The sequence below is a fragment of the Ruoffia halotolerans genome (genome assembly GCF_014049385.1).
Taxonomy (GTDB): domain Bacteria; phylum Bacillota; class Bacilli; order Lactobacillales; family Aerococcaceae; genus Ruoffia; species Ruoffia halotolerans.
The window spans coordinates 25,270-43,949 of sequence record NZ_JACAOA010000004.1 but is presented as its reverse complement, the minus strand read 5'-3'; the positions used below and the strand labels follow the sequence as shown (position 1 = coordinate 43,949).

The window sequence follows — 18,680 nt, the reverse complement described above, 5'->3', positions numbered from 1 at the left end:
ATGAAAGGATTGATGTATAGATGTTTCTAGGTGACACTTATTCATTCGCTCGCGTTTTAATTGTTGGAACCCTTGCTTATTTATTAGTTATTTTTGTTTTGAGAATAACAGGAAAACGTAGCTTATCAAAATTGAATTCTTTTGATTTTATTGTTACTGTAGCTCTAGGTTCTATTCTCGCTTCAATATTAACAGACGAAAACTTAGCACTGTTGGATGGGATTATGGCATTTTCACTCTTGTTATTCTTACAAATTATAACGAGTTGGTTGTCGGTTCGTTCAGATTTAGTTAATAGCTTAGTGAAGGCTACACCCAGATTACTATTTTATAATGGAAGATTCGATGAATGGGCATTAAAAAAGGAACGTGTGACCAAAAGTGAAATTTTACAGGTCGTTCGTTCAGATGGTCAAGCAATACTAGACGATGTCCAAGCAGTTGTTCTTGAAACGGACGGAACTTTTTCAGTCATCCCAAAGACAGATACTCTTAAAGCCAAGGATTCATTCACTAGTTTAGAAGATGTAGACTCCGATAGAGATCATTTCTAAATAAAAAGGAACATAGTATTGAGGTGACCCCCGAAAGTTAGAGTTAAAAATCTAACTTTACGGGGGTCACCTCACGCTCAAAAGAAGCAGCCTTGCTATTTTGTTTATTTATCAAAGTTTAATACGTTTAGACCCGTTTCGTCATCAACGGAACGTTCAACGGTGCCGTTAATAATATGGATAAAGATTTCGCCTGCAACACCAATAACGGCTTCATCTAAATCTCCAGCAAAAGCATCGCCTTTACTATTACCCACAATTGCATGGAAATGCCCATAATATTCGCCATCCATTTGAGTGACGTTACCTAACAAGGAAGTTAACTCTAAAAACTCATTAAACTCATTAATCTTATAATCCGAAGTGTCAAAATTATAAATGCCAATCGAAGCACTATCTAAGCCTCCGATACCATTCACTGTTGCGAGCGTTACATTTTCTTTTTCACAGACCGCTTGAATGGATTCTTTTACCTTTTCTCCGCGGTCTAAACGTAAAACGATGGTTTGATCAAAGCGTTTGTAATTCATAACTATCACTCCTCTTATCAACACGATAACGGAATTGAGTTTCAAACTCAATGAAAAGGGTTTCGTGAATGGGTTATTGGGAATGAAGTTGAATATGCAATTGACGAACAGTTTCAGCTAAGTCTGGATCAGGGCCATCAACATTTGCGTCGCGGATAACTTCTTCAATCGGTAGGTTATAAACAGGTGATGGGTCCACATTAAGTTCTTCTAGCCAGGTTGCAAGTTGCTTAGAAGAACTTGCATAGACAATCCGGTCCAAACCAACCCAAGCATGGGCAGCTGAACACATTGGACAATGCTCACCCGAAGTATAGACAATTGCTTTTGCTCTTTCTTCTGGTTTCATATTTTGCGCAGCCCAGCGTGCAATCGCAAATTCGGGATGTTGTGTATGGTCGCCGCCTGAGACATGATTATAATCTTCAAATAAAGTTTCCCCATCTTCAGAAACAAGGACCGAACCGAACGGTTCATCGCCTTTTTCTAAGGCTAATTGCGCTAATTCAACACAACGAGTTAAATATTTTTTATCATTTTCTGTAATCATCATACATCACTGCTCCTTTAATTGATTATACCAAAGAAAGGTAAATTACTTTCAATAATGCCTATTAATGTTTGCTTTTGGAATATTATGGTAAAATATATATATAAATTCAATAACAAATTAATAAAAGCGAGGTATACAATGAATAATGTAAACGGTGTAATAATGCAGTATTTTGAATGGTACTTACCAGATGACGGAAAACATTGGCAACGTTTAAAAGACGACGCAAAACACTTAGCTTCAATTGGGATTACGTCAGTTTGGATGCCGCCGGCCTTTAAAGCAACAGGGACAGATGATGCAGGTTATGGTGTCTATGATATTTTTGATTTAGGTGAATTTGACCAAAACGGAAGTGTACGAACTAAATACGGAACAAAAGATGAATATTTAGAAGCGATTAATGCTTTAAAAGAGAATGGTATCAAGCCAATTGCAGATATCGTATTGAATCATAAGGCAAATGGTGATAAAAAAGAGACCTTTACTGTAATGAAAATGGATCCAGAAAATCGCCAACAACCGATTTCTGAACCTTATGAAATTGAAGGCTACACGCATTTTAATTTCCCAGGACGAAATAAAAAATACAATGATTTTGAATGGCATTGGTATCATTTCTCAGGGATCGATTATGATGCGCGTAATGACGAGACAGGTATCTTCCAAATCCAAGGTGAGAATAAAGGTTGGGCTGACAATGAATATGTTGATGGCGAAAAAGGGAATTTTGACTTTTTAATGTTTTCTGACATTGATTTTGATCACCCTGAAGTCATCCAAAATGTCAAAGAATGGGCGAGTTGGTTCATTGAAACTACTGGTATATCTGGGTTCAGATTGGATGCGATTAAGCATATCAACAGAGAAGTTGTGGCAGATTTAGTATCTATCTTAACGGATGCAATGGGGGCAGAAAACTTCTATGTATTTGGTGAGTATTGGGTAGCCGACTATGACTCAAAAGTAGGCTATCTAGAGGATATCGAATATGGCTTTGATTTAGTAGATGTTAAACTTCATATGAACTTCTTTGATGCAAGTAAACAAGGGGAGGCCTATGATTTAAGCCAAATCTTTGATGGAACGCTGATGAAAGAAAATCCGTGGAATGCCGTAACCTTTGTTGAGAATCATGATACGCAACATGGGCAGTCATTAGAAAGCTTTGTTGAAGATTGGTTTAAACCGCTTGCTTATGGTATTATACTCCTAAGTGAATCCGGCTTACCTACGGTCTTCTATGGAGATTATTACGGTGTCGAAGGTGAGTTTGGTCAAACAAGTTTTCAAGAAATCATTGATAAATTATTATTTATTCGCCGAACGTTTGCGTACGGTGATCAATATGATTACTTTGATGATGCACATGTTGTCGGCTGGACTCGTCAAGGGAATGAAACTTTCCCAGATGGTTTAGCTACAGTTATTAGTAACAATAGCGGTGGAGAGAAACGTATGCAAGTGTCGACTGCCAAGCCAGGTGAAGTGTTTGTGGATTACTTAGGTCATCATGATGGTGAAGTAACCATTGAAGAAGACGGCTGGGGAACGTTCCCAGTAAATGGTGGCTCCATTTCAGTTTGGGCACCGCGAGATATTGAAGAACATCTAAATAAATAAAACTGACCAATTTAAAAGTCAATATAAAAACCAAAACCCAGTATGTTTGTTAGACAGATTAACGAATAATTTGTACCAGCTACATCTAACATACAAGCGGGTTTTTTGTTTTTATTTAGAGTGAGTAAATTTCACTTTAAATCGGATATAATGAAGTTCATAAATTGTTCAACATATTATGATACTTCATAAAGAGACATTCATAAATTAATCATAGAAAAAGAAATGCTTAGTCTCCATTTAAGAGCTAAAATTTGGTAGAATAGAAGATAAGAAACTGATAGAAAGAGGATGACTATGACAGAAGAAAAATTACGTGGCTTTGAAGTAGTCAAAGCGTATCATGATAAAGATATTCAAATCCCTCAACGATCAACAACACATGCGGCAGGATATGATATCGAATCAGCCGAGACAATTGTGATTCCAAGTATGGCGAAGCAATTACTCGGTTATTTTGCTGACGAATTCAGAAAAATCTTTAACATTGCACCAACGAAGCCAACTGAGACTGAGGAAAATTCAACTCTTTTGAAATCAACACTAGTGCCGACAGGACTTAAATCGTATATGCAAGAGGATGAGTACTTACAAATTGTGAACCGTTCAAGCAATCCTCTTAAACGCTTTTTAAGCTTACCAAATAGTATTGGAATCATTGATCAAGACTATTATAATAATGAGAAGAACGAAGGACATATTTATGTTCAACTCATTAACTATGGTTTAACAGATTTCACGATTAAAAAAGGTGATCGTATTGCTCAAGGAATCTTTACGAAGTTTTTAAAAACAGATGGCGATGAAGGTGGCTTAACTCAACGTACAGGTGGGTTTGGTTCTTCAGACACTGAATAAATAAAAGGAGGATCATCGTGGCTAAAAAGAAATTAATGTATGAATGTTTAGCTTGTGGTTATGAATCTCCTAAATGGCTAGGTAAGTGTCCAAGTTGTGGTGCATGGAATCAGATGGAAGAAAAACCAGCTGATATTGTTGCTGCAGAGGGTAAAGACCAAATAAATGTCCAAACATCGAAGCAACGCCAAGAAGGTAGCGCTTTAAAATTAGACGAAATTGAATATACTCAAGAAGATCGAATGAGTACTGACTTTCAAGAGTTTGACCGAGTCCTCGGTGGCGGGGTTGTTGAGGGTTCACTCGTATTAATTGGTGGAGATCCAGGAATTGGTAAATCAACACTTCTTTTACAAGTTGCGATGCAACTCGCTCAAAAGCAAAAGATTTTGTATGTGACAGGAGAGGAAAGTTTTTCTCAAATTAAGATACGTGCAGAACGTTTAGAATTAAATAACGATAATTTCTACTTGTTAGCTGATACGAATTTAGCTTTAATTGCCCGTGAAATCCAACGTTTAGAACCAGACATGGTCGTGGTTGACTCTATTCAGACAATGTCGATACCTGATCATACAGGAGTCGCTGGCTCTGTGTCACAAGTCCGTGAAGCGACCGCAATTTTAATGCGTATTGCTAAGTCAAACCGCATCGCAATTTTTATTGTCGGTCATGTAACTAAAGAAGGTAATATTGCTGGACCTCGTATGTTAGAACATATGGTAGATACGGTCTTATACTTTGAAGGTGAGAAGCATAACCGCTTTAGAGTCCTTAGAGCAGTAAAAAACCGTTTCGGATCAACAAATGAACTCGGTGTGTTTGAAATGTTAGACGTTGGATTGAAAGAAGTCGGTAATCCGTCACAACTCTTCTTGGAAGAACGAATTCTTGGAGCAACAGGATCAACGGTAGTTGCGGCCTTAGAAGGGACGCGGACCATCTTAGCTGAAGTTCAATCGCTCATGACACCGACTGTCTATGGGACTGCTAAGCGAACAGCGAGTGGGATTGATTATCAACGTATATCACTGTTACTTGCAGTGATGGAGAAGCATTGTGGTCTCTTAGTTCAAAACCAAGACGCCTTCTTTAAGATTACAGGTGGTATAAAATTAGACGAGCCCGCGATTGATTTAGCGATTGCGATGAGTATCGCTTCAAGCTATTGGAATAAGCCCACACAAGTGGATGATTGTTATATTGGTGAGATTGGCTTGACTGGAGAAATCCGCCGCGTGAGTCAAATCGAAGAACGTCTAAAAGAGACGGCTAAATTAGGTTTTAAACGGGTCTTTATTCCAAAGAATAATTACCAAGATTTAAAAGATGTATTTGACATTGAAATTGTTCCTGTCAAAACCATTCAAGAAGCTGTAAGAAAAGTATTTCCACGCTAGCTACGTGAAAGTAAGATTATTAAGAGTCAAAATATGATTAGGAGGTGACATAATGTATAAGAGAATTATTATATTTTTATCCATTATTATTGGATTAAGTTTTGGGGTATCTGTTGGTCCGCATTTGTGGGCAAATTTAAATATTCGTTTAAGTTACTTAAGTAATCCTTATATTAATGCTATTATTTTTGGCCTATTATTCATTCTATTGGGTACATTGACAGCCCCATTAATAGAGAAATCAGTGAAACGACTTATGGAAAAAATTAATCAATTATCAATTTCAAATCTAGTCTTAGGATTAATTGGGATTTTAATCGGTTTAATCTTAGGGTATTTAATTGCTTTGCCTTTTGCATCATTAAATATTCCTTTTGTTTCAGAAGTTTTACCTGTCGTATTATCAGTGACACTTGCCTTAGTAGGTTATAATACAGCAACTAGTCGTAAAGAAGAGTGGCAGAATTTCATTGGACAGTTTAGCAAGCCAGTAGGCGAAAAAGAGGAAAGTTCAGACAATCAAGTGTTAGAACGTAAGGCAGATGAGACGTTTAGAAAGTATAAATTACTCGATACGAGTGTTATTATTGATGGGCGGATTGCGGATATCGTTCACACAAACTTCTTAGAAGGTGTGTTAGTGATACCAAACTTTGTTCTTCAAGAGTTACAATATATTGCCGACTCTGCTGATTCATTAAAACGTGCCAAAGGACGCCGCGGACTTGACATATTGAATGAATTGCAGAAAAATGAAGTAGTACCGATTGAATTTTATGAGGGTGACTTCGAAGATATTGATGAAGTCGATAGTAAACTTGTTCGCTTAGCTAAATTAATTGATGCAGCGATTGTGACGAATGATTTCAACTTGAATAAAGTGGCTGAATTCCAAGCAATTCCAATATTTAATATTAATGAATTAGCGAATGCAGTTAAACCTGTATTAATCCCTGGTGAGGAACTAGATGTATTAGTGATTAAAGCGGGTACTGAACGTAAACAAGGAGTAGCCTATTTAGAAGATGGTACAATGATTGTTGTCGAAGAAGGACAGCACTTTATGAATGAACGTATTTCTGTTGTAGTCACAAGTACCATTCAAACAGCAGCAGGGCGTATGATTTTTGCAAAACCTACACATTCAAGTGGTAGAATTGAAAGTAAATAAAATTAAATTAAAGATAAAAGGAGTTTGAATCGAATGAGTTCTAAAATTCGTGTAAGATATGCACCAAGTCCAACAGGAGAATTACATATTGGGAATGCGCGTACAGCGTTATTCAATTATTTATTTGCTCGCCATAACGGGGGAGACTTTATAATTAGAACGGAAGATACAGATACTCGCCGTAACTTAGATTATGGTGAAGCGAGCCAGTTAGATAACTTAAGTTGGTTAGGTATTGATTGGGATGAATCCCCATTAAACCCGGGTGAATATGGTCCATACCGTCAATCTGAACGTCTAAGCATTTACCAACCATTAATCGATCAATTAATCGAAGAAGATAAAGCATACAAATGTTATATGACTGAAGAAGAGTTAGAAGCTGAGCGTGAAGCACAACGCGCACGCGGAGAAATGCCACACTATGGCGGACAACACTCTAATTTAACTCAAGAAGAGCGCGACGCATTTGAAGCGCAAGGACGTGTTCCAGCGATTCGCTTCCGTGTTCCTGAAGACGAAGTCTATGAATTTGAAGATATGGTTAAAGGGAAAGTAAGCTTTGAATCAAAAAATATCTCAGGTGACTGGGTTATTCAAAAGAAAGATGGTATGCCTACTTATAACTTTGCTGTTGCTGTGGATGACCACTTTATGGAAATTTCTCACGTTTTACGTGGTGACGACCATATTGCAAATACTCCAAAACAAATGATGATTTATGATGCGTTTGGATGGGAATATCCAAATTTTGGTCACATGACATTAATTGTTAACAGTGAAACGAACAAAAAATTAAGTAAACGTGACGGTGGAATTTTACAATTCATCGAACAGTACCGTCGTTTAGGTTACTTACCAGAAGCAATGTTTAACTTTATTACGTTATTAGGTTGGTCACCAAAAGGTGAAGATGAAATCTTCTCTAAAGAAGAATTTATCAAAATCTTTGATGTTGATCGTTTATCAACCTCTCCAGCCGCGTTTGACGCGAAGAAATTAGATTGGATTAACAATACTTACGTTAAAGCTGCAGGCTTAGATGAGATTGTTGATCTATCATTACCTCATTTACAAGAGGCTGGTTTGATTGACGATGAACCTGATAAGAAAGAAATTGAATGGGCGCGTAAATTAGTAAGCTTATATCACGACGAAATGTCATACGGTGCACAAATCGTTGATTTATCAAGTTTATTCTTCAATGATGATTTACATATTGATGAAGCTTCAAAAGAAGAGCTAAGCCAAGAGACAGCTTCTGTTGTTATCGACGCAATGGCTGAGAAATTAGAAGCTTTACCAGAAGCTGAATTTATTTCAGAAAACATTAAACCGTTAATGAAAGAGATTCAAAAAGAAACTGGCGTTAAAGGTCGCAAGTTATTCATGCCTATTCGTATCGCTGTCAGCGGACAAATGCATGGTCCAGACTTACCAAGCGTGATTGAAGTTTTAGGTAAAGAAAAAGCGTTAGATCACATTAAACAAGTGAAAACTCAAATGAATTAAGCATATTTTTAATACAAGGATCCGACGCTGTCGGGTCCTATTTATTTTGAAGTTATTTCATATATTCCAGTGAGAAGGGTTCGGTGACCGTAGTGGAACGTCTTCAGCTAATCCCGTCGACTTACGTCGAGGGATATATCTTCTGCCTCGCTGTACTACTGAACCCTTACTTCGCTCTGCTCTTACGGTTTCAAGTGCGGCTAGTCCTCCTGTTACTACGGTATCTCACTCTTTTCGCTTTCATAAACTAACTCTATCATAATAAATTTAAATAATATATTTCTCTAGATTACTACTCAGCATGTTGAAGCGACATCAGAGAATTCATGTGGCTTGCAAAGGACGAACTACCGCATTAGATTCTGTACGAACGAAGTGAGTTACAGAATCAATAGGTAGTCGGATCGTAAGCTCTTTTTGTAAATTTTGGTTTTATTTCGCACTAACTTCAAGCGCTATGTTGCACTAATAGAACAAAAAAACTATTTCGCTAAATGAAATAGTCCTTTTTGTTACTTATTTTACTCCAATGACTAAACTATCTCGTGCAGCTTCCACTACTTCTGTCGTGATAGTTTCAAGGTTATTGATTTCTAATATTCTTTCGATTTGGATGAAAAGTCTTTGGATAAGTCGAAAATTTCCACTGGTAATTTTAATAATACTAGTGACAGCTTCATAATTAGCAAAATGTTCCAGTTGGACAGATAATCCTAACTCATCCCATTTGTATTCCATAATATGGTGGATCTCGTATTTACTCAACCTGTCGAATTCATGGGCAAAATCTATTCTGAAGTAGAGTTGAGGATAACGAGCCAATCGCTTTTCAATGCCCGGCATTCCATTAAAGATTATAGCTAAATCGTTTTGGTCATAAATATTTCTTAGTTGTTCTAAATGCTGTACTTTTAATCGATCTATTTCGTCAATAATAATGAGATCAATCTCTTCATATACATTCGTTGAGTATTTTTCTTCTGCTCCTAGCTGAAGAACGCTATACATACTTTTAACCATATCCATTTTACCACCAATCATATCGATTTCATTCGTCATTTTAGTCGCCCGAATGGCTGGAACGGTGTAAAATATTGTTTTCGCTGCAAGGATTTTTTTATCTGTGTTCATTCCGATTTCGTCCGAATTTTTGTAATCAATTTGTTTTTCGACCCAATTCCAATTTGAATATTGCTTAGCGGATAAAGTTTTTCCAATTCCGGGTAATCCATAACAAATTCCGATATATTTGTATTTGATACATGCCTGACAAAATTCTACAAAGCGTTTAAATTCTTTTATTTCAATAAAGCAGGATGTTTTAATCATTGTAATACCTCTTAATTTTTGACTTCTTAGAATCTTTTTTGATTATAGGGTTGTCTAACTCTTTTTGCTTAGATGAAATAAGTTCTTCCGCAATATTATTTCCAGAATGGAGCTGATTTTCAAGGTTTTTCCGTGCTTTATTACGTGCCGCAACAATCTCTTTTAAATCGACTTCGTAATCAGAAATTTCAGGAGAAATTGCCGTACATAAATATTGGTCTTTGTAAAATACACGAATCTCAGCAATATCTCTTGGATCATATCGAATGATAACAGTTTCACCTACATAAGCTGCTAAATTGGTGTCAATATATCTTAAACCTTGGAAGTGAATTCCATCAGAATGAACTTTTCTTGGCTTTCCAACATTTAATAACAATAAATCTAAACTTTCTAGACTATTTGGTTGATGAGGAAGAAATCCTGAATTATTCCACATCTTTATAGGTTCCTGTTTTGTAGTGCCATGCACTCTATGGTGATAGTCATATATAATAAAATGCGCTAATTTCTCATCAAGCTCTTTTATCGTAAGAAGATTTAAAGTATTTTGATTCCCAATGTAACCTGGTAAATCTTGCAGAAACAATTGATTAATTGTTAAAAAGAAGCGTTCTATTTTCCCCCGTCCTCTTGGCATACTTACCGTAGAAAAAATAAGATTGATTTTTAAATCAATAGCAACTTGCTCCAAATGATTTGAAGTGAAATCACTTCCGTGATCGGTATAGAAAGTTTCAGGCATACCACATATTTGCCAATCAGAGTTGCTTTTTTTCCATATTGCTTGGTGTAAGACTAAAGAAGTTTGAATAGCAGAAGGGTCCTGAAAAATAAGGAAATAAACTGCAACTGCTCGGCTATAATCAACAAAAATAATTGTTAACCATGGCCTCTCTGGCTTTCCTTTTTCGTTTAAGACAAGGATATCCAAAGGAGTGTGGTCAGCCTGCCATATTTCATTGGAGTAATGAGATTCACGTCGATAAATCAAATCATAGTTATTTTGATAATCTTTTTTTCCTTTATGGGCTAATTCCTTTAATTGTGGCGATAGATTTTTCGAAATTGTATACACTTGAATGTAGCTAGGTTGCTCCCAATTCTTTATTTCGCAAATTATACAGATTTTTCGATGGATAGAAGTTAAGGCATTTTTTCTGTGTTTGAATATCAGGTTTTTGATTTCTTCTTGTACGTTTTCTTTCACTTTAAAGCTTCCAGAATCTGATCGTTTTTTTCGAACCAGTCCTTTTAGCCCCGATTGTCGGTATTGGTTTATCCAATGGTATAAGGTTCTTTTCGGGATACCTGATTCTTCGGTAATGTTTTTCAAACTTTACTCATGGTTTAGATAGGGTGCAATGACTCTGTATTTATCCATGGCTCTTTGTCTATGTTCTTCTGAATGTGAAGTTAATGGAGGCAGGTCTTTTTCCATGAAACATCTCCTTTTGCAAATAGAGGGGGTTAATAGTTTATTTTTTCTTCTTATTTAAATAACGATAAAGAGTGGCTTTACTTATTCCAGTCATTTCAACAATTTCTTTCACACTGTAATCCTGACTTTCGTACAATTTTATTGCTCGTTCAATATCTCGTTGGTTTACAGGCGGACGACCGCCTTTTCGCCCTCTCGCACGAGCACTTTTTAAACCTTCTTTTGTACGTTCAACAATTAAATCTTGCTCAAATTGGCTAAATGTTTGAAATACAGTCATCATAAGCCGACCATGTGGAGTGGCAGTATCAAAATTCTTTTTTAAGCTGGTCAACTTTATATTATGTTCTTCAAAGTAATTTACAAGTTCAATTAAATCTTTTGTACTGCGACCCAAACGAGAGAAGCTTTCCACGACAACTGTATCACCTGGACGCAATTTATCTTTCAGTCGATTTAATTGCGGACGGTTAGCTTTGGTTCCCGTCATCTTTTCGGTTAGTATCTCATTGCAATTTCGGTCATTGAGTCAGACCAATTGGCGATCCAATTCCTGTGAACGTGTACTTACTCTGGCATACCCATATACATACCCACTCATAATCCTCTTTCTTCTCTTTTTTATTTTCTCAATTGGATCACAAAGGGGGGATAAAGAAACGTAGATAAAGAGTAAAGTTTTGATGCTTGAAAAGGTCTCTTTTCAGCTGAAATTTTAGTTGTTTAGAATAGTCTCAAAATCGATTGTTTTTGAGACTATCTGTTTTATATATAAAAACATGCCCCTAAATTTTTAGAACTTTAGAGCCTTTACTAATTTGTAATCTAAGGACTAAAAAAATAAAAAATCTTAAATTTCAAGTTTAAGGTTTGACTATATATAAGAATGGTCATAAACTAGATGTACGTTCTATCGTCTACTTTTGTAGACATAAATAGATGGCTAAAAAGGAGAGAAATAAATTGAAAAAGACACGTGTAAATGGTCTCTTATCCGTTTCAGCTTAACACTGATAAGTTTTTATTCACCAGAGGTTAACGTTTCCGTTGCTACTCACAATGGATTAAATAATACTGAAGTTAGTTCGAAATTGCTAGCCAGTGAAACAAGCGATATGTCCCAAGATAGTAGCGATCAAGGTAGTCACGGAGGAATGATGCACGATGAATCTGGTGAGTTACCAGAAGGCTTAGAGTCAGCTGAAAACCAACTCTTTGAAGTAGGAGAAATGGTTACGATTCAACACGTCCATATGGCAGGCATGGAAGGTGCTATTGCTAAAGTAGTGGGAGCTTTCGATACAACTGCCTATGAGGTCACTTATCAACCTACTAATGGAGGAGAAGTTGTAGATAATCATAGATGGGTCATTCAAGAAGAAATTACCGAAGCTAAAGATCAGGTAGAACCGTTGGAAATCGGATCAGAAGTTACCTTGGAAGCAAAACATATGTAGGAGTGCGTAGGGGCGTAACACTGATATGAACAGACAAAATGATATCTCACTTATCGACCGAGTAGTCGATAAATACAACATGGAAAGAGCCATTGAAAAGGTTCGAAAGAACAAAAGGGCTCCCGGTGTCGATGGTATGACCGTCGATGAATTGGAAGAACACATGCAGACCTACGGGTCAGCGATTGTCCGGAAATTGAAGGACAGTACCTATCAACCGCAGCCGGTTAAACGGGTAGAAATACCCAAAGCAAACGGCGGTGTCCGTCGTTTAGGAATACCGACTGTCAGGGATCGTGTTGTCCAACAAGCGATTTTACAGGTCATTGACCCGATTATTGACCCACATTTCTCGGAATACAGTTATGGCTTCCGTAAAGGCCGGAATGCGCATCAAGCAATCGAGCACGTGATTGGCTACTATGAAGAAGGCTATCGAGTGGTGGTAGATTGTGATTTGAAGAATTATTTCGACACCATCAATCATCAGATTTTAAGAAATAATCTCGAATACTATATTCATGACAAAGTGATATTAAGAATTATCTGGAACTTTTTGAAGTCCGGTCTGCTTTGGGATCGGACTCCTGAATTTTTCCCATTTCCGTCCATACTTGGTCAAGAACTGTTCTTTATCCGTCTCTCTTAAAGATCTCCATAATTCGGGCAGTACATCGTCGAGCTGATGAATGATCGATTGGCATTGTCCAATTTTATTCAGGCTCTCCATGTCACGTTTTAATCTTTCAATGGTTCCTTCTCCGTAAGTGTGCCACATTTTTTTGAGCGCAATTCCATGCAGTTTCACTTCTTTCTTAGACCAGTCCACCATTGTTTCTAGAGGAATAAATCCATAGTATTTTACACAAGATTATGGGCTTGACTGAACTTGTAAAAGAAGCCCTCTAAAACAATTAAAATAAAACTTAGTGAGATTAATAAACGATTTAAAGACGATCTAACGAATAATTACTCTGTTTTTAATTTCTAGGACGGTCTACTTCTTTATTGTAGAACCGCTTCTCAACTATTGAAAAAATGGTAAACAGACATAAGTCTTTACTTGTAATTAATAAAAAAGTCGAAATCTTTGACAATGTAGATAGACAGCCATAAACTAAGAACATAGTGTATATCTATATCTGTAGACGAAACTTATTATTGGAGGAGATAAATTGCTGAGTCAATTGAAGTTAAACTGTAACAACGAATATTTATATGGTGGATTATCAGCCAACAGATGGGAGGAGGTCGCTCTTTATCATAAATGGTTTGTTGAGGAGGAATTAGTTCAATAATCACGATTGGTACATTAAAATACTTGTCGATTTAAAAATTTTTTAATAATAAAAAATTACTAAGAAAGGAAGTTTAACTGTGAATAAATATATACGTTTCGGATTAATGATTTTAACTTCTACTGTTGTGATGTACTTTCTAATGTTTGTGAATGTTAATGAATTTGCACATATTTACTTGAGTCAAATCCGTGTTTATATGGCTATTCTAATGGGGGCTGTCATGGCAATAATTATGATGGGTTTTATGTGGAAAATGTACGACAACAAAAAATTAAATACCGTCATAATGGGACTTTCGGTTTTACTCGTGGTGGGATCGTTTGGGCTTATTCAAAACCAAGTTGGCGTAGATGATACTGCTTGGATGAGAGCTATGATTCCACACCATTCTACTGCTATTATGACGAGTGAAAATGCCAATCTCACAGATTCACGGGTGCAGCAATTAAGCGAAGAAATTATCCAAGCCCAAGAAGAAGAAATTGCTGAAATGGAACAATTGATAGAAGACATAGAGGAAAATGGGAAGCAAACTCAAGATGATTAAACAGCATAGATTGTCAAACTAATCTAAACTGATTTCTGCGGTGGGAACGTAAAAGAATGTTCAAGTTACTATTAACCGACCCATTTTTATAATTGAATTTATAAAAGAATAACTTTAAATTTAGAGCTTTATTTTTTTTAATTCAGGAGGAAAAAATGAAACAGAATAAAAAATGGATAGGAACTATTTTACTGTCATCCGCCTTATTACTTGGAGCATGTGGCAGTGACGAGATAAATGAATCTACTGGAACAGATACAAATCAAACGACAACCGAAGAAACATCTTCAGAAAGTGGTGATCACGGCGGCATGGTGCACGATGAATCTGGTGAAATCCCAGCAGATTTGGAAGAAGCAGAAAACCCAACCTATCCTGTTGGCAGCGAAGTGATTATTCAAACCGATCACATGCCAGGGATGATGGGAGCCACAGGCGAGATTGTGGGCGCCTTTGATTCAATTGCTTATGAGATCACCTATACTGATACTGAAACAGGTGAAGAAATTTCCAATCATAAATGGGTCGTGCGCGAGGAAACTGAAAACGCCCAAGAAGAACCTTATCAAGCAGGTGATGAAGTAGTTCTAGAAGCTTATCACATGCCAGGTATGCAAGGAGCCACAGCTACTATTGATTCAGCAGAAGACACAACAGTCTATATGGTTACCTATACTGATACTGAAACTGGAGATACCGTCGCGAATCACAAATGGTTAACTGAAGATGAATTAGCACCGGCTGAATAAAACGTATGCTATCTCCATTGACGTAAACATATACTTTATCAAAAGGAGAGAATTAAGCTAAGTGTTCTCTCCTTTTTTATTATTCCTCTGGAGCAAATTTTGAATTAATTGATGAGAGGGTTTTTTATTATGCCAATTTTCGATTTTGATAATGCACTAACAATAATGCACTAACAGTAGATCAGACATTCAAATATATCTTTTTACAGTTCCCTAAAGTTTTCTGACGGGAAAGAAATTTTAAAAAATATCAGGTAGTGCAAAATTGCTCATAATAAAAAATGTATTAGAATATCCGTCCTCCTTTATTTTTAAGTAAATACTTGACAAAGAAGGTTTACAATGGTAGACTTTCTTCAAATACTTTAGTTTACATGTGTAAGCGAATAGGAGTGAAGAGAATGAGTACAATAGTTATAAACCCTCATATCACGGATGCTGAATGGGAGGTTATGCGTGTAGTCTGGGCGAATATCCGAGTGACTAGTAAAGAAGTCATTTCTATATTGGAAGAGAAAATGGACTGGAAACAAGCGACAACCAAAACGCTCTTAGGTCGACTCGTGGAAAAAGGCGCACTAAATACAGAGCAAGAAGGTAGAAAATATATTTATTCGGCAAATATCGAAGAGAAAGAAGCGGTAAGAAGTTTTACAAACGATATTTTCGATCGTATTTGTCGGAAGAATGTCGGGAATGTAATAGAGAGTATCATTAAGGATCATACTTTAAGTTTCGATGATATCCAACGGCTAGAAGAAATATTAGAGATGAAAAAAGCTTTTGCAGTAGAAGAAGTTGATTGTCAGTGTGCAGAAGGGCAATGCGATTGCCATTTACATCATCATAGAGAATAAGGAGCGAAAAAATTGGAGAATAAATCATTTGCCATAGAAGGTATGACCTGTGCGTCTTGTGCACAGACAGTAGAAAAAGCAGCAAAAAAGGTTCGTGGGGTCACACAGGCTTCCGTAAACCTAGCAACAGAGAAGTTAAGTATAGAGTACGATGAACCAACTTTTTCGGTAGAAAATCTACAAAAAGCAGTGGATAATTCAGGGTATGAACTGATTGCCCAAGAAGGAACGACGCAAACCTTTGCCATAGAAGGGATGACCTGTGCATCCTGTGCACAGACAATTGAAAAAGCTGTCGGAAAGTTGTCGGGCGTAGATAAAGCTTCAGTCAATTTAGCGACAGAAAAAATGCAAGTTTCCTATAACCCGTCAGCAATTTCAGTATCTGATGTGACTGGTGCTGTATCCAATAGTGGTTATGCAGCCGTATTAGAAACAACTGAGACTCAAGATAATTCACGAGCAGAGAAGCGTGAGAAAAAAGAGAAAAGAATGAAGCAACTTTCAAATCGTTTTGGGATATCCATTATATTTACAATCCCTTTATTAATTATATCCATGGGTCCAATGGTAGGGATGCCTCTACCAAATATCGTTGACCCAATGATAAATGCATTTAATTTTTCTCTTTTACAACTTATTCTGACTTTGCCGATAATGGTAGTAAGCTGGGAATATTTCCAGAAGGGATTCAAAACCTTATTTAAAGGTCACCCAAATATGGATTCCCTGATTGCGCTTGGTACGGCGTCTGCATTTGTTTACAGCCTTGCTGTGACAATCGGGACTGGCTTAGGTTACGGCAACTTTTCCGATTTACTTTATTATGAAGTAACTGGAGTTATCTTGACGCTCCATACATTAGGGCTATTTTTAGAAGAACGCTCAAAGGGGCAAATGTCCTCAGCGATTGAAAAATTAGTCAACTTGGTTCCTAAAACAGCTCGAGTGATACGTAATGGTGTGGAACAAGAGATTACTGTGGACGAAGTCGCTTTAGGAGATGTTATTCGAGTTCGTCCGGGAGAAAGTATGCCTGTAGATGGTGTTGTTGTTGAGGGACGCACTTCAGTCGATGAATCAATGCTGACAGGAGAAAGTATCCCCGTGGAAAAGGAAAGTGGAGACGAGGTTATTGGGGCTAGTATCAATAAAAATGGTTCCATTGATTACCGCGCGACTCGAGTGGGAAGTGATACAACTCTATCTCAAATCATAAAATTAGTAGAAGATGCTCAAGGGTCTAAAGCACCCATTGCTCGAATGGCCGATATCATTACCAGATATTTCGTACCGATTGTTATAGCATTAGCCGTTTTAGCAGGGATTGCTTGGTTAATTGCAGGTCAATCTGGAATATTTACTTTATCCGTTATCATAACAACCCTTGTCATTGCTTGTCCATGTGCCTTAGGTTTGGCGACTCCAACAAGTATTATGGTTGGAACCGGAAAAGGGGCAGAACATGGTGTCTTGATAAAAAGTGGTGAGGCGTTAGAAACCACTCATAATTTAGACACGATTGTATTTGATAAAACAGGGACACTGACAGAAGGTAAACCTATCGTGACGGATATTTTGGTAACTCCTCTTATTACTAAAGAAAATCTTTTATATTATGCAGCTTCCGGTGAAACAGGTTCTGAACACCCATTAGGCGAAGCCATCGTACAGAAATCAAAAGAAGAGAACATGACATTAGCTAAACCAGATCATTTTGAAGCGATTCCTGGACACGGGATTCGAGTTGAAATTGAGGGCAAAGATATGTACATTGGAAACCGTAAACTGATGCTAGAGCAAAAGATTGATTTATCAAGCATGGAAAAAGAATCCGATCGTTTAGCAGACGAAGGAAAAACACCGATGTATCTCTCTGTTGATGGAGAACTAGCTGGAATTATCGCAGTAGCTGACACACTCAAGGAAAATAGTATGAAGGCTGTTAAAGAACTTAGAAGACGCGGTGTTGAAGTAATCATGATTACTGGAGATAACAAACGAACAGCCAAAGCGATTGCTAAGCAAGTGGGTATAGACAGTGTATTAAGTGAAGTATTACCTGAAGATAAAGCAGAGGAAGTCAAAAAACTACAAGAGGCAGGCAAGAAGGTAGCGATGGTTGGAGACGGCATTAACGATGCACCCGCATTAGCTCAAGCAGATATCGGTATTGCAGTTGGATCAGGTACAGACGTGGCGATTGAATCGGCTGATATTGTCCTTATGCGTAATGATTTAACCGCTGTATTGACTGCGATTGATTTAAGTCATGCAACGCTACGAAACATTAAACAAAACTTGTTCTGGGCTTTTGCTTACAACCTTGTAGGTATTCCAGTTGCGATGGGTCTCTTGTATATTTTTGGCGGACCATTGATGAGTCCAATGTTTGCGGCAGTCGCCATGAGTTTCAGCTCCGTATCGGTCTTGCTCAATGCTTTACGGTTAAGACGATTCAAACCAGCAGTTGTTTAGAAAACACGTAGCTTATCTGGGATTTAAACTTCTTCCTATTCTATATAATAGGAGAAGATAAAAAAAAAAAAGGGGAATAAAATAATGAAAAAAGAAGTCTTATTAGATGGCGTAAAATGTGCAGGTTGTGCGAACACGGTACAAGAAAGATTTTCAGCTATTGAAGGGGTTGAATCTGTAGAGGTTGATTTAGCGACTAAAAAAGCAGTACTTGAAAGTCAAACAGAGATTGATACCGAAACGCTCAATGCTGCTTTAGCAGAAACTAACTATTCAATATTAAGTGCATAAAGTACGAATACCATTTATTCATAGATAGT

General features: G+C 37.1%; 17 protein-coding genes and 1 pseudogene. 13 read left to right on the top strand and 5 right to left on the bottom strand.

What is annotated here, in order from left to right; translation table 11 throughout:
- Positions 1 to 20 precede the first annotated feature (20 nt).
- On the top strand, positions 21 to 554 hold the full coding sequence (locus HW423_RS02315; RefSeq protein WP_218930341.1) for a DUF421 domain-containing protein: 534 nt from the start codon (positions 21 to 23) through the stop codon (positions 552 to 554).
- A gap of 104 nt (positions 555 to 658) precedes the next feature.
- On the opposite strand, the gene HW423_RS02310 is transcribed toward HW423_RS02315, so the two are convergent.
- Together HW423_RS02310 and HW423_RS02305 are read right to left on the bottom strand one after the other, a co-directional pair.
- Positions 659 to 1,084 (bottom strand): PPC domain-containing DNA-binding protein, encoded by a 426-nt coding sequence (locus HW423_RS02310; RefSeq protein WP_218930340.1) that lies wholly within the window; start codon positions 1,082 to 1,084, stop codon positions 659 to 661.
- 73 nt (positions 1,085 to 1,157) lie between these two features.
- Entirely contained in the window at positions 1,158 to 1,637 is a 480-nt protein-coding gene (locus HW423_RS02305) for a nucleoside deaminase (RefSeq protein WP_235956238.1), read from the bottom strand.
- Between the two features lie 138 nt (positions 1,638 to 1,775).
- Here HW423_RS02305 and HW423_RS02300 point away from each other — a divergent pair, with 138 nt between their 5' ends.
- The 5 genes from HW423_RS02300 (at position 1,776) to gltX (ending at position 8,201) form a co-directional block, all read left to right on the top strand.
- Positions 1,776 to 3,260: an alpha-amylase gene (locus HW423_RS02300; RefSeq protein ID WP_218930339.1), complete on the top strand. Its 1,485-nt coding sequence runs from the start codon at positions 1,776 to 1,778 to the stop codon at positions 3,258 to 3,260.
- 297 nt (positions 3,261 to 3,557) lie between these two features.
- Positions 3,558 to 4,118 carry a dCTP deaminase/dUTPase family protein gene (locus tag HW423_RS02295; protein WP_218930338.1) on the top strand — a complete coding sequence of 187 codons (561 nt, stop codon included), beginning with the start codon at positions 3,558 to 3,560 and terminating at the stop codon, positions 4,116 to 4,118.
- A 35-nt stretch (positions 4,119 to 4,153) separates the two neighbouring features.
- On the top strand, positions 4,154 to 5,518 hold the full coding sequence (gene radA, locus HW423_RS02290; protein WP_235956250.1) for a DNA repair protein RadA: 1,365 nt from the start codon (positions 4,154 to 4,156) through the stop codon (positions 5,516 to 5,518).
- 52 nt (positions 5,519 to 5,570) lie between these two features.
- A complete protein-coding gene (locus HW423_RS02285) occupies positions 5,571 to 6,689 on the top strand; it encodes a PIN/TRAM domain-containing protein (RefSeq protein ID WP_218930336.1) in 1,119 nt (372 codons plus the stop codon).
- Between the two features lie 33 nt (positions 6,690 to 6,722).
- Positions 6,723 to 8,201 carry a glutamate--tRNA ligase gene (gene gltX / locus HW423_RS02280; RefSeq protein ID WP_218930335.1) on the top strand — a complete coding sequence of 493 codons (1,479 nt, stop codon included), beginning with the start codon at positions 6,723 to 6,725 and terminating at the stop codon, positions 8,199 to 8,201.
- Between the two features lie 516 nt (positions 8,202 to 8,717).
- Here the strand turns inward: gltX and HW423_RS02275 are convergent.
- The 3 genes and pseudogenes from HW423_RS02275 to HW423_RS02265 form a co-directional block, all read right to left on the bottom strand.
- The gene (locus HW423_RS02275) at positions 8,718 to 9,530 is read right to left on the bottom strand and encodes an AAA family ATPase (protein WP_218930334.1); all 813 of its coding nucleotides are present in this window, start codon (positions 9,528 to 9,530) and stop codon (positions 8,718 to 8,720) included.
- On the bottom strand, positions 9,523 to 10,866 hold the full coding sequence (locus HW423_RS02270; RefSeq protein WP_235956236.1) for a Mu transposase C-terminal domain-containing protein: 1,344 nt from the start codon (positions 10,864 to 10,866) through the stop codon (positions 9,523 to 9,525). Before HW423_RS02270 ends, HW423_RS02275 begins: the two co-directional genes overlap by 8 nt.
- Positions 10,867 to 11,008: 142 nt before the next feature.
- Positions 11,009 to 11,572, bottom strand: a pseudogene (locus HW423_RS02265) (recombinase family protein).
- A 514-nt stretch (positions 11,573 to 12,086) separates the two neighbouring features.
- Between HW423_RS02265 and HW423_RS02260 the strand changes: the two are divergent.
- The 7 genes from HW423_RS02260 to tcrZ all read left to right on the top strand — a co-directional run bounded on the left by HW423_RS02260 (position 12,087) and on the right by tcrZ (position 18,651).
- A complete protein-coding gene (locus HW423_RS02260; RefSeq protein ID WP_218930333.1) occupies positions 12,087 to 12,428 on the top strand; it encodes a YdhK family protein in 342 nt (113 codons plus the stop codon).
- A gap of 25 nt (positions 12,429 to 12,453) precedes the next feature.
- Positions 12,454 to 13,077: a reverse transcriptase domain-containing protein gene (locus HW423_RS02255; RefSeq protein WP_218930332.1), complete on the top strand. Its 624-nt coding sequence runs from the start codon at positions 12,454 to 12,456 to the stop codon at positions 13,075 to 13,077.
- Between the two features lie 728 nt (positions 13,078 to 13,805).
- Positions 13,806 to 14,276 carry a DUF305 domain-containing protein gene (locus HW423_RS02250; protein ID WP_218930331.1) on the top strand — a complete coding sequence of 157 codons (471 nt, stop codon included), beginning with the start codon at positions 13,806 to 13,808 and terminating at the stop codon, positions 14,274 to 14,276.
- Positions 14,277 to 14,431: 155 nt separating this feature from the next.
- Complete coding sequence (locus HW423_RS02245) at positions 14,432 to 15,025, top strand: YdhK family protein (protein WP_218930330.1); 594 nt, start codon at positions 14,432 to 14,434, stop codon at positions 15,023 to 15,025.
- A gap of 401 nt (positions 15,026 to 15,426) precedes the next feature.
- Positions 15,427 to 15,882 (top strand): CopY/TcrY family copper transport repressor, encoded by a 456-nt coding sequence (locus HW423_RS02240; protein ID WP_218930329.1) that lies wholly within the window; start codon positions 15,427 to 15,429, stop codon positions 15,880 to 15,882.
- A 12-nt stretch (positions 15,883 to 15,894) separates the two neighbouring features.
- On the top strand, positions 15,895 to 18,360 hold the full coding sequence (locus HW423_RS02235) for a heavy metal translocating P-type ATPase (protein ID WP_218930328.1): 2,466 nt from the start codon (positions 15,895 to 15,897) through the stop codon (positions 18,358 to 18,360).
- An 84-nt stretch (positions 18,361 to 18,444) separates the two neighbouring features.
- Positions 18,445 to 18,651, top strand: coding sequence for a copper chaperone TcrZ (gene tcrZ, locus HW423_RS02230; RefSeq protein WP_218930327.1), 207 nt, complete (start codon positions 18,445 to 18,447; stop codon positions 18,649 to 18,651).
- Positions 18,652 to 18,680: the final 29 nt, after the last annotated feature.